This window comes from Mesorhizobium sp. M0664 (genome assembly GCF_040320565.1).
Lineage (GTDB): Bacteria > Pseudomonadota > Alphaproteobacteria > Rhizobiales > Rhizobiaceae > Mesorhizobium.
This window is the reverse complement of the sequence record NZ_JAMYPW010000040.1, coordinates 39,227-60,394: the sequence shown is the minus strand read 5'-3', so window position 1 is coordinate 60,394 and position 21,168 is coordinate 39,227. Positions and strand designations below refer to the sequence as shown.

At 62.7% G+C, this 21,168-nt stretch carries 23 protein-coding genes; 17 read left to right on the top strand and 6 right to left on the bottom strand.

Annotated features, from left to right (window positions below):
- The first annotated feature begins 146 nt into the window (after nt 1-146).
- A complete protein-coding gene (locus NKI39_RS26385; RefSeq protein WP_352835478.1) occupies nt 147-908 on the top strand; it encodes an SOS response-associated peptidase in 762 nt (253 codons plus the stop codon).
- 57 nt (nt 909-965) lie between these two features.
- On the opposite strand, the gene NKI39_RS26380 is transcribed toward NKI39_RS26385, so the two are convergent.
- The gene (locus NKI39_RS26380) at nt 966-1,115 is read right to left on the bottom strand and encodes a hypothetical protein (protein WP_023677745.1); all 150 of its coding nucleotides are present in this window, start codon (nt 1,113-1,115) and stop codon (nt 966-968) included.
- Between the two features lie 413 nt (nt 1,116-1,528).
- Between NKI39_RS26380 and cysS the strand changes: the two genes are divergently transcribed.
- The 8 genes from cysS to rarD all read left to right on the top strand — a co-directional run bounded on the left by cysS (nt 1,529) and on the right by rarD (nt 8,550).
- Entirely contained in the window at nt 1,529-2,998 is a 1,470-nt protein-coding gene (gene cysS / locus NKI39_RS26375; RefSeq protein ID WP_352615885.1) for a cysteine--tRNA ligase, read from the top strand.
- Nucleotides 2,995-3,381 carry a VOC family protein gene (locus NKI39_RS26370; protein WP_352835475.1) on the top strand — a complete coding sequence of 129 codons (387 nt, stop codon included), beginning with the start codon at nt 2,995-2,997 and terminating at the stop codon, nt 3,379-3,381. Before cysS ends, NKI39_RS26370 begins: the two co-directional genes overlap by 4 nt.
- Nucleotides 3,382-3,387: 6 nt before the next feature.
- Entirely contained in the window at nt 3,388-3,879 is a 492-nt protein-coding gene (locus NKI39_RS26365; protein ID WP_352471066.1) for a GFA family protein, read from the top strand.
- Nucleotides 3,876-4,352: a GFA family protein gene (locus NKI39_RS26360; protein ID WP_352835472.1), complete on the top strand. Its 477-nt coding sequence runs from the start codon at nt 3,876-3,878 to the stop codon at nt 4,350-4,352. The genes NKI39_RS26365 and NKI39_RS26360 overlap by 4 nt, the downstream gene beginning before the upstream one ends.
- Complete coding sequence (pip, locus tag NKI39_RS26355) at nt 4,349-5,305, top strand: prolyl aminopeptidase (RefSeq protein ID WP_352684572.1); 957 nt, start codon at nt 4,349-4,351, stop codon at nt 5,303-5,305. The genes NKI39_RS26360 and pip overlap by 4 nt, the downstream gene beginning before the upstream one ends.
- On the top strand, nt 5,302-6,924 hold the full coding sequence (cimA, locus tag NKI39_RS26350; RefSeq protein WP_352684574.1) for a citramalate synthase: 1,623 nt from the start codon (nt 5,302-5,304) through the stop codon (nt 6,922-6,924). The genes pip and cimA overlap by 4 nt, the downstream gene beginning before the upstream one ends.
- A 3-nt stretch (nt 6,925-6,927) precedes the next feature.
- Nucleotides 6,928-7,467 (top strand): hypothetical protein, encoded by a 540-nt coding sequence (locus tag NKI39_RS26345; protein WP_352501831.1) that lies wholly within the window; start codon nt 6,928-6,930, stop codon nt 7,465-7,467.
- Nucleotides 7,468-7,617: 150 nt separating this feature from the next.
- Nucleotides 7,618-8,550 carry an EamA family transporter RarD gene (gene rarD, locus NKI39_RS26340; protein WP_352835469.1) on the top strand — a complete coding sequence of 311 codons (933 nt, stop codon included), beginning with the start codon at nt 7,618-7,620 and terminating at the stop codon, nt 8,548-8,550.
- Between the two features lie 56 nt (nt 8,551-8,606).
- Here rarD and NKI39_RS26335 read toward each other — a convergent pair whose 3' ends face one another.
- A complete protein-coding gene (locus NKI39_RS26335) occupies nt 8,607-8,897 on the bottom strand; it encodes a muconolactone Delta-isomerase family protein (protein WP_352835466.1) in 291 nt (96 codons plus the stop codon).
- A 100-nt stretch (nt 8,898-8,997) separates the two neighbouring features.
- Between NKI39_RS26335 and NKI39_RS26330 the strand changes: the two genes are divergently transcribed.
- The gene (locus NKI39_RS26330; RefSeq protein WP_352743309.1) at nt 8,998-9,903 is read left to right on the top strand and encodes a LysR substrate-binding domain-containing protein; all 906 of its coding nucleotides are present in this window, start codon (nt 8,998-9,000) and stop codon (nt 9,901-9,903) included.
- A 94-nt stretch (nt 9,904-9,997) separates the two neighbouring features.
- On the opposite strand, the gene NKI39_RS26325 is transcribed toward NKI39_RS26330, so the two are convergent.
- On the bottom strand, nt 9,998-10,609 hold the full coding sequence (locus NKI39_RS26325) for an LOG family protein (protein ID WP_352501912.1): 612 nt from the start codon (nt 10,607-10,609) through the stop codon (nt 9,998-10,000).
- 114 nt (nt 10,610-10,723) lie between these two features.
- Between NKI39_RS26325 and NKI39_RS26320 the strand changes: the two genes are divergently transcribed.
- The 4 genes from NKI39_RS26320 (at nt 10,724) to NKI39_RS26305 (ending at nt 15,006) form a co-directional block, all read left to right on the top strand.
- A complete protein-coding gene (locus tag NKI39_RS26320) occupies nt 10,724-12,229 on the top strand; it encodes a LysM peptidoglycan-binding domain-containing protein (protein WP_352835463.1) in 1,506 nt (501 codons plus the stop codon).
- A gap of 59 nt (nt 12,230-12,288) precedes the next feature.
- Complete coding sequence (locus NKI39_RS26315) at nt 12,289-12,663, top strand: ArsR/SmtB family transcription factor (protein WP_352471075.1); 375 nt, start codon at nt 12,289-12,291, stop codon at nt 12,661-12,663.
- Between the two features lie 19 nt (nt 12,664-12,682).
- Nucleotides 12,683-14,569 (top strand): ABCB family ABC transporter ATP-binding protein/permease, encoded by a 1,887-nt coding sequence (locus tag NKI39_RS26310; protein ID WP_352501837.1) that lies wholly within the window; start codon nt 12,683-12,685, stop codon nt 14,567-14,569.
- An 89-nt stretch (nt 14,570-14,658) separates the two neighbouring features.
- Complete coding sequence (locus NKI39_RS26305) at nt 14,659-15,006, top strand: antibiotic biosynthesis monooxygenase (RefSeq protein ID WP_352835460.1); 348 nt, start codon at nt 14,659-14,661, stop codon at nt 15,004-15,006.
- Between the two features lie 5 nt (nt 15,007-15,011).
- Here NKI39_RS26305 and NKI39_RS26300 read toward each other — a convergent pair whose 3' ends face one another.
- On the bottom strand, nt 15,012-15,878 hold the full coding sequence (locus NKI39_RS26300; protein WP_352835457.1) for an SMP-30/gluconolactonase/LRE family protein: 867 nt from the start codon (nt 15,876-15,878) through the stop codon (nt 15,012-15,014).
- Between the two features lie 265 nt (nt 15,879-16,143).
- Between NKI39_RS26300 and NKI39_RS26295 the strand changes: the two genes are divergently transcribed.
- From NKI39_RS26295 to NKI39_RS26285, 3 genes are all read left to right on the top strand, one after another.
- On the top strand, nt 16,144-16,842 hold the full coding sequence (locus NKI39_RS26295; RefSeq protein WP_023677729.1) for a phosphatidylserine decarboxylase: 699 nt from the start codon (nt 16,144-16,146) through the stop codon (nt 16,840-16,842).
- A gap of 3 nt (nt 16,843-16,845) precedes the next feature.
- Nucleotides 16,846-17,661, top strand: coding sequence for a CDP-alcohol phosphatidyltransferase family protein (locus NKI39_RS26290; RefSeq protein WP_023677728.1), 816 nt, complete (start codon nt 16,846-16,848; stop codon nt 17,659-17,661).
- Nucleotides 17,662-17,885: 224 nt separating this feature from the next.
- On the top strand, nt 17,886-18,149 hold the full coding sequence (locus NKI39_RS26285; protein ID WP_352835454.1) for a hypothetical protein: 264 nt from the start codon (nt 17,886-17,888) through the stop codon (nt 18,147-18,149).
- 121 nt (nt 18,150-18,270) lie between these two features.
- Here the strand turns inward: NKI39_RS26285 and NKI39_RS26280 are convergent, their stop codons facing one another.
- A complete protein-coding gene (locus NKI39_RS26280; RefSeq protein WP_352835452.1) occupies nt 18,271-20,493 on the bottom strand; it encodes an AMP-binding protein in 2,223 nt (740 codons plus the stop codon).
- Between the two features lie 157 nt (nt 20,494-20,650).
- Complete coding sequence (locus tag NKI39_RS26275; RefSeq protein WP_023677725.1) at nt 20,651-21,058, bottom strand: tautomerase family protein; 408 nt, start codon at nt 21,056-21,058, stop codon at nt 20,651-20,653.
- Nucleotides 21,059-21,168: the final 110 nt, after the last annotated feature.

Below are 21,168 nucleotides of genomic sequence, written 5' to 3'. Positions count from 1 at the left end.
TCGAGAAGACAGCCCGAAACTACCTCGCCATCGTCACCATCGCCGCAACCGTCCTCTGGATCAGATAAGTGTCCACACGACCTAGCGGTTGCGAAAGGCGGATTCCATGGCCACTTTCACATGCCACCAATTCGAGAGCTGAATTCATGTGCGGACGCTTTGCTTTGACGGCCACTCCGGACCAGACCGCCGCCTTTCTCAGCCTAGCGGAACTTGAGGAGTTTCCGGCCCGCTACAACATCGCGCCGACGCAGCCGGTGCTGATGGCGTTTGCCGGATTGCCACAGGCGCCGGGCTCGAACCTGCCCGACCGCCGCTCGATGCTGGTGCGCTGGGGCCTGATCCCGGCCTGGGTCAAGGATACGCGTAACTTCCCGCTGCTGTTCAACGCGCGTTCTGAGGGGGCTTCGGAAAAGGCGTCGTTTCGCGCTGCCATGCGCCATCGCCGCGCCCTGATACCGGCTTCGGGATTCTACGAATGGCACCAAACCGGTGGCAGAAGAGGGCAGCCCTATTGGGTGCGGCCAAGGCATGGCGGGCTTGTCGCCTTCGCCGGGCTGATTGAGACCTATGCTGAGCCGGGCGGCTCGGAAATGGACACCGGCGCTATTCTGACCGCCCACGCCAATGCCGATACTGCCCATATCCACGACCGCATGCCGGTAGTGATCCACCCCGAGGATTTCGCGCGCTGGTTGGATTGCCGCACGCTCGAGCCGCGCGACGTGGCCGATCTGCTGAGACCCGCCCAGCTCGATTTCTTCGAAGCGATCCCGATTTCCGACCTCGTCAACAAGGTCGCCAATACCGGGCCGGAGATTCAGGAGAAGGGCGTCGTCGAGCTTGAGCCCGACAAGGTCAAGCGCCAGAAGTCCGGCGCGAACGACAGTCAGATGAGTTTATTTTAGCAAAAGCTACTATTACTGGTTCGCCGTGAGCGCCTCAAATCTTTCCCGACGGCATTCTCAGGCAGCGCGCGGCGAAACGATTTTTTGCGCCGGCTTCTTCTTCTTCGCGGTGTGCAGAAGAGCTGCGACGATTGCTGCCGGGCCGATCGCCCGGTAATGGCTGGCGAGCGCCGGTTGCTTGGCGCGGTTGGATTCTTGCTTAGGCATTGTTCTCTTCCCTGGTAACGTCTTCGTGTCTGCGTTTGCTGGCCGAATCCGACCAAATCGTGACGCTTGCTGATCTAGCCGGCGAATGTTTCATCACAGTGCCGACCTGTTTAATAAAATGTTTCAGTGGCTCAATTCCTGTGAGCCAACGATATTTTTGGCGAAGGTAGCGACTTGACGGCAACACCGGGCAAGGCGATAAAGCCGGCCATGAGAACGTCTTTCGCCATTTGTGGCATTTGCATTATTGGCTAGCCTCGCGCTGGTCCTGGACGTTTTCGCCTCATCTCCTCCCAGATTGGACAAACGCCCCGGCCAGCAGGCTGGAGCCGATTTGCGCCTCGGCGTAACCGACTCCATCCAGAGCACGATCCCAGAAGGTCATGCCAAAGTAACGCACCGGGAACGCACGTATGTCTGACGCATCGAAGAGCCTGCGCCTCTACAACACGCTAACGCGGAGCAAGGAGGATTTCTTCCCGATCGATCCGCGCAACGTGCGCATGTATGTCTGCGGCCCGACGGTCTATGACTTCGCCCATATCGGCAATGCGCGGCCGGTGATCGTCTTCGACGTGCTGTTCCGCTTGCTGCGCCATCTCTACGGGCAAGCGCACGTCACTTACGTCCGCAACATTACGGACGTCGACGACAAGATCAACGCTCGCGCGCTGCGCGATTTCGGCGGCGAAATTGCATCGGGCAAGCTGTCGCTGAACGAAGCGATCAGGCGGGTCACCGAAAAGACCGCCGGTCAGTTCCACAAGGACGTCGCGGCGCTCGGTTGCCTGGAACCGACGGTCGAGCCGCGCGCCACCGAGTTCGTCGAGCCCAGGCCCGACGGCAAGGTCGACATGATCTTCTTGATTCAACGCTTGATCGAACGCGGCCATGCCTATGTCGCGGCTGGAGAAGTCTTGTTCGACACCGCTTCCATGCCGGATTATGGGCAGTTGTCGAAGCGCAATCTCGATGAGCAGCAGGCCGGCGCCCGCGTCGCCGTCGATGAGCACAAGAAGAACCCGCAGGATTTCGTGCTGTGGAAATTGTCTTCGCCCGAGGAGCCGGGCTGGGACAGCCCGTGGGGCAGGGGTCGGCCGGGCTGGCACATCGAGTGCTCGGCGATGTCGGCCGCCTATCTCGGCGAGGTGTTCGATATCCATGGCGGTGGTCTCGACCTGATCTTTCCGCACCACGAGAACGAGATCGCGCAATCGCGTTGCGCCCACGGCACCGAAACGATGGCCAAGATTTGGATGCACAACGGTTTCCTGCAGGTCGAGGGCCAGAAGATGTCCAAGAGCCTGGGCAATTTCTATTCGATCACCGAATTGCTGGAGACGGATACCTTTGGCGGCCGCAAATGGCCGGGCGAGGTGCTCAGGCTGGCGATGCTGATGACGCACTATCGCGAGCCGATCGACTTTTCCGTGCGCAAGCTGGAAGAGGCGGAGAATACGCTGCGCAAATGGAAGCGGGCGGCCGATCTGGCGCCGCCGACGGCAAAGCCGGTGCCGGCGGATGTGATCGAAGCGCTGTCGGATGACCTTGCCACCTACGCCGCATTCCAGTTGCTGACGCAGTTGGCTGGTGATGCTGTTGATTTCAACGCAGGTAGCGGCAACGCAGCCGCCGAAGACAACGATGCTGCCGCTTCACTGAAGGCATCGCTTCTGTTCCTCGGCTTCGACATCGCAACAGCCAAGGTGGATGAAGACGCCATTGCCAAGGCGATCGCCAAACGCCTCGCGCTGATCGCCGCCAAGAACTGGGCCGAGGCCGACCGCATCCGCGACGAGTTGCTGACGCAAGGCATCCAGTTGAAGGACGGCAAGGACCCCGTCACCGGCGAACGCATCACCACCTGGGAGGTAAAAAGATGATCGATCATCTCGGCATCACCGTTTCGGATTTCGACGCGTCGAAGGCTTTTTACGACAAGGCGATGGCGCCGCTCGGCGCCTCGCTGCTCTACATGGTGCCGCAGGAATATACCGGCGGCGCCAAGGTCGGCGGCTACGGCCGCGACCGGCCGGTGTTTTGGCTGCATGCCGGCAAGGACAAGCCGAAGGATCATCAGCATGTCGCCTTCACGGCTCGCAGCCGCGCCGAGGTCGTTGCCTTTCACGCCGCGGCGATTGCCGCCGGCGGCAAGGACAATGGCCGGCCGGGCCTGCGCCCGCACTACCATCCGAACTATTATGGCGCTTTTGTTTTCGATCCCGACGGCAACAATATCGAGGCGGTTTGCCATGCCGCGGAGTAGTGCGCGATGAGCCTCGACAACAGACCAGTCTATACAGGCGGCTGCCAGTGCGGCGCGGTGCGCTTCCGCGTCGAAGGAGCTCTCGGCGATGCTTCCGTATGCCATTGCCGCATGTGCCAGAAGGCGAGCGGCAATTTCTACCTGCCGCTGGTCTCGGTGCGCGGCGCAAGGCTGGACTGGACGCGCGGTGAGCCCAAACGCTTCCGCTCGTCCAACGCGGCTTTGCGCGGTTTCTGTGCCGAATGCGGCACGCCGCTGACCTTCGAAGCGCCCGACGGGGTGGCCCTCGCCATCGCCACATTCGACCACCCCGAGGAGATTGCGCCGACCATCCAATGGGGTGTCGAAGCCAAGCTCCCGTACGTGGATCACGTCCACGAATTGCCAGGTGAGGAAACGATGGCCGACGTCTCGCCGGCCTCCTATCTCGCCGATCTCGTCTCCTACCAACATCCCGACCACGACACCGAACAATGGCCGCCGGAGGAAAAATCATGACCGAAACCGTTCGTACCGGCGGCTGCCAGTGCGGCGCCGTGCGCTTCCGCATCCACGGCGCGCTCGGCCGCCCGTCCATTTGTCATTGCCGCATGTGCCAGAAACAGTTCGGGTCGTTTTTCGGCGCGCTGGTGACAGTGCCGAGCGACGGCGTCGAATGGGTGCGCGAGGAGCCGAGTTACTTTCAGTCGTCGGTCAACATCGATCGCGGCTTCTGCACCCGCTGCGGCACACCGCTGACCTACCGCCAGCCCGGCGCGCTGGAGATCGCCATCGGCGCCTTCGACGACCGTTCCGATCTGGCGCCGCAGATCCAGGTTAACTACGCCGCCAGGCTGCCTTGGGTCGAGACGATCTTCGACGCGCCGATCCATGACGACCCGGATTTCTACGCGCGACAGGAATCCATCATCTCCTTCCAGCATCCCGATCACGAGACGGCCAACTGGCCGCAGCAGGGCCTGAAATTATGAGCAGCGAATTCCGTACCCTCTATCCCGAGATCGAGGCTTTCGAGTCCGGCATGCTCGACGTTGGCGATGGCCATCAGGTCTATTGGGAGCGCTCCGGCACCAGAGGGGCCAAGCCGGCTGTCTTCCTGCATGGCGGGCCGGGCGGCACCATTTCGCCAAAGCACCGGCGGCTGTTCGATCCGAAGCTGTACGATGTCATCCTGTTCGACCAGCGCGGCTGCGGAAAATCGACGCCTAATGCCTCGCTTGAAGCCAACACCACCTGGCACCTGGTCGCCGACATCGAGCGCCTGCGAAAAATGTGCGGCTTCGACAAATGGCTGGTGTTCGGCGGTTCGTGGGGTTCGACGCTGGCGCTGGCCTTTGCCGAGACCCACCCCGAGCGGGTCAGCGAACTGGTCGTGCGCGGCATCTACACGCTGACCCGCGCCGAACTCGAATGGTACTACCAGTTCGGCGTGTCGGAGATGTTCCCCGACAAGTGGGAGCGGTTTCTGGCGCCGATCCCGGAGGCCGAGCGCGGCGACATGATGGCCGCCTACCGCAAACGGCTGGTCGGCAGCGATCCTGTGGCGCAGGTCGAGGCCGCCCGCGCCTGGAGCCTGTGGGAGGGCGAGACGATCACGCTGCTGCCGGAACCGGAAACCAGCGGTCCCTTCGGCCAGGATGATTATGCCTTGGCTTTCGCCCGCATCGAGAACCACTATTTCGTCCATGCCGGCTGGCTGGAAGAGGGACAGCTGCTGCGCGATGCATGGAAGCTTAAGGATATCCCGGGTACCATCGTTCACGGCCGCTACGACATGCCGTGCCCGGCGCGCTACGCCTGGGCGCTGCACAAGGCGTGGCCGAAAGCGGATTTCCATCTGATCGAAGGCGCCGGCCACGCCTATTCGGAGCCGGGCATCCTCGACAGGCTGATCCGCGCAACGGACATGTTTGCCGGGAAATGACCATGGCTCGCGAGCGCCTTTATCTGTTCGACACCACGCTGCGCGATGGTCAGCAGACGCCGGGTATCGACTTCTCCGTTGAGGACAAGATCGCCATCGCCAAGCTGCTCGACGAGTTCGGCATCGACTACGTCGAGGGTGGCTACCCCGGCGCCAATCCAACCGACACCGCCTTCTTTGCCGAGCGTCGCACGGCCGATGCCAAGTTCGTTGCCTTTGGCATGACCAAACGGGCAGGAGTGTCGATCTCGAACGATCCTGGGCTTGGCGCGCTGGTCCAGTCGAAGTCGGACGCCATCTGCTTCGTCGCCAAGAGTTGGGACTACCATGTCCGCGTCGCGCTCGGCTGCACCAATGAGGAGAACCTCGAGGCGATCAAGGCCTCGGTCGAGGCGGCGCTCACTGCCGGCAAGGAGGCGATGGTCGACTGCGAGCATTTCTTCGACGGCTTCAAGGCCAACCCCGATTATGCGCTGGCCTGCGCCAGGACGGCCTACGATGCCGGCGCGCGCTGGGTGGTGCTGTGCGACACCAATGGCGGCACGCAGCCCTCCGAGGTGCGCGCCATCGTCGAAAAGGTGATCGCCACTGGCATACCGGGCGACCATCTCGGCATCCACGCCCATGACGACACCGGCCAGGCGGTGGCGAATTCGCTTGCCGCCGTGGAGGCCGGCGTCCGCCAGATCCAGGGCACGCTGAATGGCATCGGCGAGCGCTGCGGCAACGCCAACCTGATCTCGATCGTGCCGACATTGGCGTTGAAGCCGGCCTTTTCCCGCCGCTTTGCTACAGGCATTTCGGCAGAGGCGCTGACCGGTATATCGCGCCTGTCCCGCGCCTTCGACGAGTTGCTGAACCGTGCGCCCGAAGCGCAGGCGCCCTATGTCGGTGCCTCCGCTTTTGCTACCAAGGCCGGCATCCATGCCTCGGCGCTGGCAAAGGAGCCGGCGACCTACGAGCATGTGCCGCCAGAGACCGTCGGCAACCGCCGCCGCGTCATGGTTTCGGACCAGGGCGGCAAGGCCAATTTCCTGGCTGAGCTGAAACGGCGTGGCATCGACATGCCCCGGGACGACCATCGCCTCGACGCGCTGATCGCCGTGGTCAAGGAGCGCGAGGCCGAGGGCTATGCCTACGAAGGTGCCGACGCCAGCTTTGAGCTTTTGGCGCGCAAGATGCTGCACGGCCTGCCGGAATTCTTCCGCGTCACTTCGTTCCGCTGCATGGTCGAGCGCCGCTTCGACGCCAACGGCCAGCTGAAGACGGTCTCGGAGGCGATCGTGAAAGTGCTGGTCGAGGGCGAGGAGAAGATGTCGGTGGCCGAAGGCCACGGCCCGGTCAACGCGCTCGACATTGCGCTGCGCAAGGATCTCGGCAAATTCCAGAGCGAGATCGCCGATCTCGAACTGGCCGACTTCAAGGTGCGTATCCTCAACGGCGGCACCGAGGCGATCACCCGCGTGCTGATTGAATCGCATGACGGCACCGGTGCGCGCTGGTGGACGGTCGGCGTCTCCGAAAACATCATCGATGCTTCCTTCCAGGCGCTGATGGATTCGATCGTCTATAAGCTGATGAAGAACCGCGACATGGCGGGCTTGGCGGCGGCGGAGTAAGAAATGGGCTTTTCGATAAGCTGGCTGGGCTTTCGCGGTTACGGGATAAAGGAAGCTGCGGCGTTGTTCGGGCGCGAGATTGGCGATCCATCGGAGATTTTCGAAGCGCCTGTGAACGCCTATGCCAGCGAAAAGAACTGGGCGATCATCATCCTCGATCCCTGCAGCTTTCCGAACCCGCCTCAGCAATATCTGGCCGCGATTTCGCAAGAGCGGGAAATCGTGATCGCGCACATAGAAGAGCATGTAATGTTCGCGCGCGCCGAGCTCTGGCGCGACGGAAGGAACATCTGGAAAGTCTGGCACAGCGGCGACAAGACCGTGCGGGACTTGCATGTCACGGGTGATCTCCCCGCGTCTTTCGAAGCGCTGAAGCAACAGTGTTTTTCAAAGCAGGATGAAGAAGATAGCAAAGGTACAGAGGTCGATCTTGTTTTTGACCTTCCCCTCGATCTTGCGGCGGAACTGACGGGCTTTAGGCACGATGAAGGTTCGCCCGACAACGTCTTTTTCGAACTCAAGGAGAAGCCTGCTCCGCCTTGAGACCGTGTCGTGCCGGGCCTGCAATCACTCTCGCAGACAGCGGCAATTGTTCGACGTTTAGCGGTCGTGTTGAACCATCAGCAAGACTCCATTGATCCATCAGCAATTTGCGATGGTTTTGGGCAAGCCGCTGGCGCATAGCCTTGGGCCATGGCTACCCAAGCACTTCAAATCGATGCCGATACCAAAGCTCGTCGCGGCTTCCTGCTGGCGCTCGGCGCCTACCTGCTTTGGGGGCTGCTGCCCTTCTACATGAAGGCTGTCGCGCATCTGCCGCTGGCCGAAGTTATCGCCCACCGCATCGTCTGGTCGGTGCCGATCGCGGCCGCTGTCCTGGTCTGGGCCGGTCGCACTGCCGATTTCAAAGCGGCAGTTCGTTCGCCGCGCATCATTTCGATGGCGGTGCTGACGGCGGCGCTGATCTCGGTCAACTGGGGCATCTATGTCTGGGCGATCGCGGTCGACCGCACCATCGAGACCGCGCTCGGCTACTACATCAACCCGCTGGTCAGCGTCGTTGTCGGCGCGCTGCTCCTCGGCGAGCGGCTCGACCGCCTGCAGATCGCGGCGGTGGTGCTGGCGGCAATCGCGGTCGCGGTGCTGACCATCGACGCCGGCAAACTGCCCTGGGTGTCGCTGGTGCTAGCCTTTTCCTTTGCCGCCTATGGCTTCTTCCGCAAGACGCTGCCAATCGGCCCGAGCCAGGGCTTCCTGCTTGAAGTGCTGCTGCTGTCGGTGCCGGCACTCGGCTACATCATCTTCCTGATCGCCACAGGACAGGATCATTTCGTCTCGAGCTCGCTGAACGACACCGCCTTGCTGATCGGCTGCGGTCCGGTCACCGCCGTGCCGCTGCTGTTGTTTGCGTTCGGCGCCAGGCTGCTGCGCCTCTCCACCATCGGCATCATGCAATATATCGCGCCGACGATCGTCTTTTTGATCGCGGTGCTGATTTTCGGCGAACCTTTCGGCAGTGTTCAGGGCATAGCCTTCGGGCTGATCTGGGCGGCACTGGCGATGTACTCCTGGTCGATGTTTTCTTCGGCGCGCAAGACCGTTTCCGCATCAGTTCGAGCCGCGTAACGAAGAAAGGCGGCTGGCCCGGTCTTAATGCCGGCAGCCGCGTCTTTCACGAGCGCTCAGCGCTTCGGCCCGAAGCCGGGATATGGCTGCAGCGGCACGACGGCGGCAATATCCATCATGCTGGCCTTGACCAGCGGCAAAGTTGCAAGATGGTGGCGCACGTCGGCATCGCTGCCGGCTTCGAACATCATGCCGCTGCCGGGTATGTCGCCCCGATTCCACACCTGACGCACGGCGCCTTCGGCATAGAGCGTGCGGCGCTGCTCGGCCTCGCCAGGCAGCAGCGGCGCGAAATCGGCGTCGGTGAACTTTTCGGTGTTGCGTGCAAGAAGGGCAAAGAACTGCATCGGAATCTCCTGATGTTGGCGGTTGGAATGGCGGAAATATTCGCTTCTGCTGGCCAGACAGTCCAAGACTGATTAGGCTAAATTTGAGACCTCACGGGACTTGAGCATCGAAGCAACAATGTTCGACCTGCGCCAGCTTCGCTATTTCATCACGGTGGCCGAAACCGGCAACGTCGGGCGTGCCGCCGAATTGCTGCACATCTCGCAGTCGCCGCTCAGCCGTCAGATCATTCAGCTGGAGGAGCAGCTGGGCGTCGCACTGTTCGAGAGGGCGAGGCAGCGTGTTCATCTCAATGCCGAGGGCCGCGCTTTTCTTGCCGAGGCGCGTGCGTTGCTGGCCCATGCAAGACGGCTGGAGGAGCTCGGCCGCAATCTCGCCAGCGGTACGGTCGGCCGTCTCGCCATCGGTTATGTGGAAGGTGCGGTCCATGCCGGGCTTGTCGCTCGGATGCTGCGCCAGTTTCGCCGCGACCGGCCCGAATTTCATCTTCAACTGAAGGGTCAGCGTTCCGCCGCCCAGATCGAAGCGCTGCGCGAACGATCGCTCGATCTGGGCCTCGTCTACACGCCTCCTCCTGCCGACGATCCCGACATCGCCGCCATGCTCATTATGCGCGAGCCGCTGGTTCTGGCGATGCCGGAAGGCGATCCATTGGCAGAAATCGCGGAGATACTGCCGCAGCAACTGGACGGACGCACCTGGATCACGGTGGTGCGCCAGCCTGACGACACCAACCGCAGCCAATTTCTCGCCGCCTGCGCGAAGGCGGGCTTCCTGCCCGACATTGCCTATGAGACGACCGATCCGTTGACATCGTTGGGCCTGGTCAGCGCCGGGCTTGGGCTGGCGACGGTGCAGGCCAGCCTGCGGAGTGCCGCGCCGCCTCAGACCGTGTTTCGCGATCTGCCGTGGTTTGAACGCACCGTCTCGATCCATCTCGCCTGGCGGCGTCAGGACAAGCGTGCGGTCATCGGAGACTTGAGGAAGGCAGTAGGCAAGGAGTGAATAGTGAATAGTGAATGGACAGGCGCCGGTTTGGAAAGTCTTCTACTTCACCATTCACCATTCACCATTCACCATTCACCATTCACCATTCACTCTACATCTTATCAATCACCGACTGCACACCCTCCGTCGGTGCATCGACGGAGGATCCCGCCACCATGATAGCGGCGACGATTGCTTCCGGATCCTCGACCACCAGCGGCTTGACCCGTTGCGCCGTGTGGATGAAGCCCTCCGTTGCCATGTGGTCGAGCAACGCCAGCATCGGATCCCAGAACCCTCCGACGTTGCCGAAGACGATCGGCTTGCGGTGATGGCCGAGCTGCGCCCAAGTCATGATCTCGACGATCTCCTCGACCGTGCCGATGCCGCCGGGCAACGCCACAAAGGCGTCGGATTTCTCAAACATCCTGTGCTTGCGCTCGTGCATGTTGTCGGTGATGACGAGCTCGTCGAGCCGGTTAAGCGCGGTTTCGGTCGCCTCCCGGTTGATCAGAAAGCGTGGAATTATGCCGGTTACCTTGCCACCGGCCTTCAATGCCCCTTCAGCGACGGCACCCATGATCCCTTTAGTGCCGCCGCCATAAATCAGACGCAGGCCGGACTTGGCGATCGAGCGGCCAAGCAGGTGTCCGGCCTTGATATAGGTCTCATCTCGGCCCGAGGACGAGCCGCAATAGACGCAGACAGATCGAATCGTGTTCATGTTATGATTGGTGATAGGGACTATAGGCATGGTCAAGCCCCGGGGCGGGCTTTTTCTTGTCGGCTTTGGCAAAACAGGCTAGACCGAAATTAGGTGGCTAAGGGGCAGGGAAACATGGCAATTAATCCATTGAAGGCGTTTTTGTTCGCGGCTGGCGGCTCTGTCGCAGCGGCGGGAACCGCCTATGTATCGGGCGCACTCGACCCGTATCTCAATTCTACCCGGCCTGCGGAGGTCGCGGCGCTGACGCCGCGGGCTTCTAAACCGGCCGCTCCGGCGACCGAGGACCGGCTGCCGCCTGCGTCTGCCGCGTCCACCGATGCGGCAGCGCCCGCCACGCCGGCCACAGCAGGTGCAATCGTGCCGACCTTCGACATCGTGCGCGTCGAAAGCAACGGCTCGATCGTCGTCGCCGGCAATGCGGCGCCCAACGCCAAGGTCGAGATTCTCAACGGTTCGGCTGTGCTCGGCTCGACGGTCGCCGGTCCCGACGGCGCCTTTGCCATTATTCTCGACGATCCGCTGAAGCCCGGCGACTACACGATCACACTGCGCTCGACGGCTGGCAATGTCGTGACCGCCTCGGCGCAGACCGCCGTCGTTTCGATCCCCCAGAATTCCACCGGCCAGGTGCTGGCAATGGTCGAGGAGCCGGGCAAGCCGTCCGAACTGCTCACTGTTCCGGCCCCTCAGGCGAAATCTGACGCCTCGCCGCCTGTCGGCGAACAGGCGGCCGTTCAGCCACCCGCCACGGGCACCGAATTGCCGGCTGCCGCAGCGCCGGCGCCAGCCGCCCCGGCGGCTGACGTTCCAGCAGCGTCTGCTCCTGCCGCGCCGGCCGCTGTTGAAGCCGCGCCGGCTCCGGCAGCGCCCGCCACACCGGCAGCGCCCGCTACTTCCGCGGCGGAGCGGAAGATCGTCGTCGAAGCTGTCGAAATCGACGGCAACAAGATTTTCGTTGCCGGCGTCGCCGATCCCGGCCGCAAGGTGCGTGCGTATGCCAACGATATCCTGCTCGGTGACGCGAAGACCTCGCCCGACCGCCACTTCCTGGTCGAAGCGACACGCGACATCCCGGTCGGCACCTACACCATCCACGTCGATGCGCTCGATGCCGACGGCGTGACGGTGGTTGCCCGTGCGGCTGTGCCGTTCGAGCGCGAGCCTGGTGAGGCGGTTGCGGCCGTGGCGCCGGCCGAGCAGAAGCCTGCCGGGATAAAACCAGCCGAGCCGAATGCTCCGGCGACCGAAGGCGCACCGGCAACGGCCGCCGAAACGCCCGCAACTGCCCCCGCTCCTACAACCGAGGCCCCGGCCGAAATGGCTGTCGCAACGCCTCCGGGCGAAACGCCCGAGACCGTGGCGCCAAAGCTCGAACATGCCGATGGTGCAGTCATCATCCGCCGCCATGACACGCTGTGGCGGATTTCGCGGCGGGTCTATGGCCAGGGCATGCGCTACTCGACCATCTATCTCGCCAACCAGGACCAGATCAGCAATCCGAACCGCATCTGGCCGGGGCAGGTGTTCAAGGTGCCGGAGAAATCGAAGGAAGGCGAGCCCGCCGATCTCAAGGCAATGGGCGACCAGATGACGACGGCGCCAGTCAAGGCCGAATAGCCTTCTGCCCATCAGGATAGCTTGCGGCAGGGCCAGTCATCGTTTATCGCCGATGGACGATGACCGAATCCCCCCTCGTAACGGACCGAAGCCGCGCGGCAGATGAACGCCCGCCGGCCAACTGCACGCCGGCCAACTGCATGCCGGATAGCCGCGCTGTCGCTGTCCGGCTCGCGGCCCTTTCGCATCCAGCGCGGATCGAAATTCTCAAACACCTTTCCGCAAGCCGTTCCTGCTGCTGTCGCGAGGTCGTCGAGCATCTCGACCTGGCGCAGTCCACCGTTTCCCAGCATTTGAAGATCCTGGTCGAGGCCGGGCTGATCCGCTTCGAGCCTGACCGCCAGCGCTCCCGCTATGAGCTCGACCGCGCCGCGCTCGCCGATGTTTCGGCATCGCTGGCCGCGCTGGTCGATTCCTGCTGCTCCGGCCGCTAAAATCATAAGGTAAACAAGAATGGCCGAGAAAACCGTTTCCGCAGATTCCGGCTCGACCTTCAGAACGTTGCGCAATCTCTGGCCCTATATGTGGCCGGCCGACCGCGCCGACCTGAGGGCCCGAGTGGTATGGGCCACCGTACTGCTGGTGGTCGCCAAGCTGACCCTGGTGGCCGGACCCTATTTCTTCAAATGGGCGACCGACGCACTGGCCGGCGATAGCAAATCGCCGCCGCCGCTGCCGGCCCTGCTGCTGGCGCCGGTCATGCTGGTCGTCGCCTACAATGCGGTGCGGCTGGTGCAGCTCGGCTTCAACCAGTTACGCGATGCCCTGTTTGCACGGGTCGGCCAGCATGCGGTCCGCCGGCTCGCCTTCCGCACCTTCGTGCACATGCACGAACTGTCGCTGCGCTTCCACCTCGAACGGCGCACCGGCGGACTGTCGCGCGTCATTGAGCGCGGCACCAAGGGCATCGAGACGATAGTCCGCTTCACCATGCTGGCGACGGCGCCGACAATCGTCGAATTCGCGCTCACCGCCGGCATCTTCGCCGTCACCTATGGCTGGCTATACGTCTTGGTGATCGCGGTCACGGTGTGGCTCTATGTCTGGTTCACCGTCAGGGCGAGCGATTGGCGTATTTCGATCCGCCGTGAGATGAACGAAAGCGACAATGAAGCCAGCACGAAGGCGATCGACTCGCTGCTCAACTACGAAACAGTCAAATATTTCAATAACGAAACCATGGAGGCCGAGCGGTTCGACCGGTCCACGGCGCGCTACGAGTTGGCGGCGACCAGGACCTGGACCTCGCTTGGCTGGCTGAACTTCGGCCAAGGTGTGATCTTCGGTATCGGCATGACCGTCGTCATGGTGATGTCGGCGCTCGAGGTGAAGGCGGGCACACAGAGCGTCGGCGATTTCGTCTTCGTCAACGCCATGCTCATGCAGCTTTCGGTGCCGCTGAATTTCATCGGCATGATCTACCGCGAAATTCGCCAGGGCCTGACCGACATCGAAAACATGTTCGATCTGCTCGACGTCAAGCGTGAGATCGTCGATCGGCCGGGCGCCAAGCCGCTGGTCGTCGATGCCGGCAGGGTCGAGTTCCGCGACGTACATTTTTCCTACGACCCCAACCGCAAGATCCTGAAGGGCATCAGCTTCGAGGTGCCAGCCGGCAAGACGGTGGCCATCGTCGGACCCTCCGGAGCCGGCAAGTCGACCATTTCGCGGCTTTTGTTTCGCTTCTACGACATCCAGCGCGGCAAGATTCTGATCGACGGCCAGGACATTCGCGACGTGACGCAGGAGAGCTTGCGCGCTGCCATCGGCATGGTGCCGCAGGACACGGTGCTGTTTAACGACACCATCGCCTACAACATCCGCTACGGCCGCGTCGGCGCCAGCGAGGAGGATGTGCGCAAGGCGGCAGAACTGGCCCAGATCGGACCGTTCATCGAGCGGCTGCCCGACGGCTATCGCTCAATGGTCGGCGAGCGCGGATTAAAACTGTCCGGCGGCGAGAAGCAGCGGGTGGCGATTGCCCGCACCATTTTGAAGGCGCCGCCGATCCTGATGCTCGACGAGGCGACCTCGGCGCTGGACAGCCACACCGAGCAGGAGATCCAGGCGGCACTCGACCTAGTCAGCCAGGGCCGCACCACCCTCGTCATCGCCCATCGGCTGTCCACAGTGATTTCGGCCGACGAGATCATCGTCCTGCAGGATGGCCAGATCGCCGAGCGCGGCACCCATGTCGCCTTGATAGCCAAGCGCGGCCTTTATGCATCGATGTGGGACCGCCAGCGCGAGGCAAGCGAGGCCGAGGAGCGGCTGCGTATCGCCCGCGAAAGCGACGAGTTCGGCGTCGTCGTCCGCCGCCGCACCTCGGAGGTGAGCTGAAAATTCGTGCTTGACCTCAACTTAAGTTGAGATCGTAGGCCGTTTTGGATCGCAGCAAAATGCGTCGTTCAAAAACGGAGACAATCGATATGAATGGGATAAATCAGGCAGGTACTGGCGGCAGCGTATTCCGGGTGGACAAGTTTGTCGTTCCGGCCAACGCCCGCGAGGAGATTCTTGCCAAGGTCCGGATGACGCATGAATTGCTGCGCCAGCAGCAAGGGTTCGTCCAGGATTTCCGGCTCGAGCAATTCTCGGGGCCGGGCGAGTTCAACCTCGTGACCATTGTCGAATGGGAAGGGCAGGCCGCCGTCGACGAGGTCGTGCCGATCATCAAGGCCGCGCATGAGCGCAGCGGCTTCAAGCCTCAGGAGACCATCGCGCGACTTGGCGTCAAGGCCGATATTGCCAACTATCAGCGGATTCCCGGGATGTAAGCTCTCTACGGCCAGCCGGCGCCCGGCGCAGTAGCGTCGACGCTGAGCACTTGGCCGGTACGGGCATCGCTGATCATATGTTCGAAGCCGCGCCATTCGGCGGCGACGATGAACAGCTTTTTTCCCTCGCTGCCGCCGAGCATGCAGGCAAAGCAGCCGCGGTCGACATCGACACTTTCGAGCATCGCGCCGCCCTCGCGCACCCGCACGCAATGCCGGTTCGGAACGTCGGCATACCAGGCCGCACCTTCGGCATCGAGGCAGATGCCGTCGGGAAAACCGTTGCCGAGATTGGCCCAGATCCTGCGGTTGGAAAGGCCACCATCGGCAGCGATGTCGAAGGCGGTCAGCCGGTTGGCGTGGGACTCGGCAACGATAAGCGTCTTGTTGTCAGGCGTCACCGCCATGCCATTGGCGAAGGCGAGGTTCTCAGCCACCTGCTGAACCGAGCCGTCAGGCGCGACCAGCACGATGGCGCCGGGGCCGAAATGCTGGCCGGGACCCGGAGCGGGCCCACCACCATTGAAATAGATGTTGCCGCGTCCATCGACGACGATCTCGTTCCACGGGCTCTTTGATAGTTGTCTCAGATCGGCATGGGTGACCAATGTCCCGTCTGCCTCCTGCCTGAGGATCAGCCCTTCGCGGCCGGACACGACAAGCAGGCGCCCGTCCGGCAGCCAGTCAATGGAATAGGGCAGGGTGGCCGGCACGGTGAGCGCGATCTCGCTGTTGCCTAGGGCGTCAACGGCGATGATCTGGCCTGTGCCCCAGTTGCAGAACCACAGCCGGCCGTCGTGCCAGCGCGGTGACTCGCCGAAGGCCAAGCCGTTCATCACCACTTGCACTTGCCTAGCTGCTGATCTTTGCATGGGCCGAGAACCTCCGGGTTTGCGCAAATCGTCATGGCCGAAAGGCCGATGAGAGGCGCTGTCTTGCCAAGGACGGGCGAGAGTGCTGCGTTCCGACAATCGCAATGAACATTTCCGGTTGATCACTTCGGCAGTCCGGATGCTGCTAACGGCATCCTGAAAACGGCGGCGACCGCCACCCCCCGAGCGCTCTCATTGTCGCGTTGCGACCGCGGGGTGTTTCCGCTATTGAGGCCGGACTTGGAACCAAGGTTGCCCTCATCCCATGAGCCTCGTTGACACGATCAAGAATGCGTTCGTTCCGATCCATCGCGAGGGTTATCCCTTTATCGCTGCGTTCGGCGCGGCGACGCTCTTTCTTGGCTACTTCTCCTCGACCCTGTTCTGGATCGGTCTCATCCTGACGGCCTGGTGCGCCTATTTCTTCCGCGATCCCGAGCGTGTCACGCCGATCGATGACCGGCTGGTTGTCAGCCCGGCCGACGGCATCGTCTCGGCGGTTGGCCCGGCCGTGCCGCCGCGCGAGCTTGGCCTCGGCGGCGGCGAAATGACCCGCATCTCGGTATTCATGAACGTCTTTTCCTGCCACGTTAACCGCTCGCCGGTGCGTGGCCGCATTTCCAGGATCGAGCATCGGCCAGGAAAATTCCTCAACGCCGAACTCGACAAGGCAAGCACCGAGAACGAGCGCAACGGGCTGGTCATCGAAAGCCCCAATGGAACGGTCGCCGCGGTACAGATTGCCGGCCTGGTGGCGCGGCGCATCGTCTGCTGGGCCGAGCCCGGCGGCGCCATCGGCACCGGCGAGCGCTTCGGGCTGATCCGCTTTGGCTCGCGCGTCGATGTATTCCTGCCCTCGACCGCGACGCCGCGTGTCGCCGTCGGCCAGACCGCGGTTGGCGGTGAGACGGTGCTGGCGGAATTCGGCGGCGTTGCCGCAACGCCGCTCGTGCGGATCTCCTGACCGGTGGCCCCGCCGTTCAAGAAATTCGAGGCGCATGGCGGCGGTGGCCCGCGCATTCGCGAAATCCCGATGCGCATGGTGCTGCCCAATCTGGTCACGGTGCTCGCCATCTGCGCCGGCCTGTCCGGTATTCGCTTCGGCTTCGAGGGCCGCTTCGAGCCAGCGGTGGTGATGGTGCTGCTCGCGGCCTTCCTCGACGGTATCGACGGCCGTCTGGCGCGAATGCTGAAGGCGACTTCCAAATTCGGCGCCCAGATGGATTCGCTGGCCGATATCGTCAATTTCGGCGTGGCACCGGCGCTGGTGCTCTATGCCTTTCTGCTCGACAGGGCAGGTTCGCCGGGCTGGATCGCCGCGCTGCTGTTCACAATCGCCTGTGGGATGAGGCTTGCCCGTTTCAACGTGCTCGACGAAGAGCTCGACCGTCCGCAGTGGCAGACCGAATATTTCGTCGGCGTGCCGGCGCCGGCGGGTGCGGTGCTGGTGATGCTGCCGCTCTATCTGTTCTTCCTAAGGCTTGGGCTTGAACCCAGCCGCCTGGCAGCCTTCATTGCCACCGGCTTTACAATATTGGTGGCGTTCCTGCTGGTCAGCAGACTGCCCGTCTATTCCGGCAAGAGCGTCAGGATACCGGGCGACAGGGTGCTGCCGATCATCCTCGCAGTCGTCCTCTACGTCCTGCTTTTGATGACCTATCCCTGGTATACGCTGACGGCCTCGGTTGCCGGCTATCTGGTCTTCTTGCCGTTCAGCGTGCGGGCCTATTCGAGACGCGCCAAGCGCGAAGGTGAGAAGGTGCCGTCCTCGGATATTGGCTGACGGATTTGGTGCCAGTTCGCGTTGCGCCTGGGAGTGCATGATTCCAAAAAGGCTCGCAGAGCACGCGGCGCTGTGGAACGCACCTCAAAAACCCCGTTTTCGGAACTTGCTGGGCGGCTAGACCGTTTGTGTTGGTAGGTCCGCCTGAGCGGCTGCTCGTGATACGTCGTCAACCTAGCGCAAGCTGCCGCATCGGGCGCAGAACCATCGGAAAACGAGGAGAAATGGCTGTCATCCTCATCGGCGCGTTACTGACTGTCGCCGGCCTCGTGTATATGGCGATTGCGGCCATCATGCGCGGGCGGCTTAGTGAGCCGGCCGCTGTCTCCACCGAGCCGGACAGTCCGACGCCCAATCTCGCAACACCAGGTCCGACTCTGGAGCCGCGACGACGCGGGCTCCGTTTTCTCGGCCTGTCGCAGAACTGGCCGGGCCTGCTGATGATGGCCGTCGGCGTCATTCTGCTGTTGTCGGTGGTAGTCCTGTAATGCATTCGCGCAAAAGTGTGCAGCGGTTTTGCGATAACGACATGCGTAAAAACAAGAATCTAAAGCGCGTCGCACAAGGCCGGTCGAACGCGACGCGCTTTAGAGTTTTCGACAGCAAACCTCAGGCGGCTGCGCTCAGTCCCAGCCGCTCGAGCGCCAGCTTTCTAGTCGAGACATAGTCGGTCTTGCCGGAGCCCAGTACCGGGATCTCCTCGACCTTGACGATGTCGTTCGGCACCATCAGTTCGGCCGCCCCGGCTTTTTTGCCGAATTCCCGCAATTCGTCGGGATCGGCATTGTCGGCCGTGGTGACCAGAACGAGGCGCTCGCCGCGCCGCTTGTCCGGCACTGCCACCACGGCGTGATGCTCTTCCGGCCACAGCGACTGCACCAGCATCTCGACCGCGCCAAGCGATACCATCTCGCCGGCTATCTTGGCGAAGCGCTTGGCGCGGCCGCGAATGGTGATGAAGCCTTCGCGATCGACCGAAACGATATCGCCGGTGTCGTGCCAGCCTTCGAGCGGCTGCAACTCGCCCGGCCGGTCGCCGGTCATGTAGCCCATCATCAGGTTCGGCCCGTCGAGCCACAGCCGGCCGGCGTCGCTGATGCCTTCGACCGGTTCGAGTTTCATGCGCATGGCCGGCAGCAGCCGCCCGACCGTTCCGTCGCGGCCGTGGATGGCGGTGTTGACGGCAACCACTGGTGCGGCCTCGGTCAAGCCAAAACCTTCGATGATCTCGGCCTGGAAGCGCTCGCGGTAAACCCGGCGCGTCTCCGGCTTCACCGCCTCGGCACCGGCCACGACGAAGCGCAGGCTGGAAAAATCGCCGTCCTTGGCGGTGCGGGCATAGTTGGCGAGGAACGTGTCGGTGCCGAACATCACCGTCGGCCGGACCTTGCGCGCCACCTCCGGAATAAGTTTGTAGTGCAGCGGTGACGGGTAGAGGAACAGCTTTACTCCGGTGACCAGCGGCAGGATGGTGCCGCCGGTCAGCCCGAACGAGTGGAACACCGGCAGCACGTTGAGCAGGATATCGGCCGGCGAGATGGTGATGCGGGCTTCCGCCTGCATCGCATTGGCAAGAAGGTTCCGGTGCGACAGCACCACGGCCTTGGGCGTGCCTTCCGAGCCGGAGGTGAACAGGATCACCGCCGGCTTGGCCGCATCCTGGCGCTGCAACGGCCGGCGCCACAGCAAGCCGGCTGTGGCCTTGTCCAGCACGGTCACGCTTGCGCGGACATCCTCCAGCCACAGCAGTTTCGCCCCGCCCTTTTCCACCGCCTCGACGATGTCGGCGAGGTTGGCCTTTTCGACAAAGGCGCGTGAGGAGACCACGGTGCGGATCATTGCCGTGCGGACGGCGGCGGTGACGCTGGCCGGGCCGGCGGTATAGTTGATCATTGCTGCCACCCGCGCTGCCGACAGAAGTCCGACGAACGACAGCACGACGCCATTGGCGTTGGGGAGGAGCAGCCCAACCGCTTCGCCCGGCGCTGTTATTGCCTCGAACCGTCGGCCCAAAACCCTGGCGCCGATGAACACTTTCCGGTAGCTCAGGGCACCGCCGATGACGTCCTCGATTATTGGGTGCGAAGCGCCAACGCGGTCGGCCGCATCGCGCATGGCGAGGAACAGCCCTCGGTCGAGATCACTGCCGAAAAGCCTGGCCTCGGCGAAGCGATCAAACAGCGCATTGGTGTTGGAGGCCTGATCTGGGTTCCGCGCCACCAGCTCGGCGATGGTCATCGGCTCCAGCGCGCTGATCGACAGCTGCGGAAACCAATGGCGCGGCGCCTTGTCCGCCGGCGTCAGCGAGGCCGGCAGGCTGCGTGCGCCGGCAACGAAGATCGGCACGATACGGGCGTCGGCCTGCATGGCGATACGGGTGATGGCGCGAAACAACCGAAACGACTTGACGTCTGGCTCGACCGCATCCGGCAGGTAAACGGCGAGCCGGCCCTTGCCCTTCAGCACCCGCACCAATCTGCGGCTGACGAAGACATGCTCGGCGTTGAAGGCGATGGTGCGGCCGAGCTCGCGCCACGGCTCCAGCCACGGCGATCTGGCCGAAGCCTGGTCGAGGATGTGCAGCGTGTCTTCCGGCAGCAGCGACAGCATCAGCGCCGGCTCGATGCGTGACTGATGCCAGATGACATAGATGACCGGGGCCACCGACCTGCGCGCAATCTTGATGCGCTCGTCGCTGATCCGGTAGGCGAGCTTGAACGGCACGTAGAGCAGCGCCTGGCTCAAACGCAGGCCGAGGCGGAACTTCTCCACCACGCCGATCAGCAGCCAGGCCGCGACAAGACCCGCAAGCAGCGCCAGTGTCAGGATCATCGCCGCATCTCCCAACGATCTCACGTCGCGGCTCTTCACCGGCCGCTTCGGGTGAGAACCTAGCCGAAGTTGGATCAACGTCAATGCGGCTCCATTTTTCCTTCTCTCCTATGGTTTGATTCGCCTATGTTTGATTCGGCTCGGCTGCTTATCGCAGCTACGCCGCTTTCATCCTTCCGCTGATGAAGCGGAATTCCTGCGTCTTGCCGCCAAAGCCATAGGCGGCCGCAGGCACTTCATGCACGAGGGCGTAGCTTTCCTCATGCACCTTACCCAGCAGCCGGCCGAATGCCGCGAAAATTGCCTGTAGATACGCCTCCAGTTCGAGCTTGGTGTTGGTACCGTCGACAACCTTGATGTCGAGCCAGGCCGTGTTGGTGCCATGCTCGGCCAGCGACTTGCCGCCGGCGAACCAGTGCTCGGGGTCGTGATAGGAAATGGCAACAGCTGTGATCGTGGCGTCCTTGCGCAGATGCGTGGCCGTCAGTTCGGTCACTTCCTTGGCAATGGCGGCGGACAAAGCGGCATCGGGCTTGCCGGTAACGCTGACATTGATGATCGGCATGTTTCTTCTCCTCGGTTTCAAGCGGCCTCTTCGCCGTCGAGAAAATCATGCCATCGTCCTTTGATCAAAAAAATCGAATTGTTTTTGATAAACACTTTGATAATATCGAA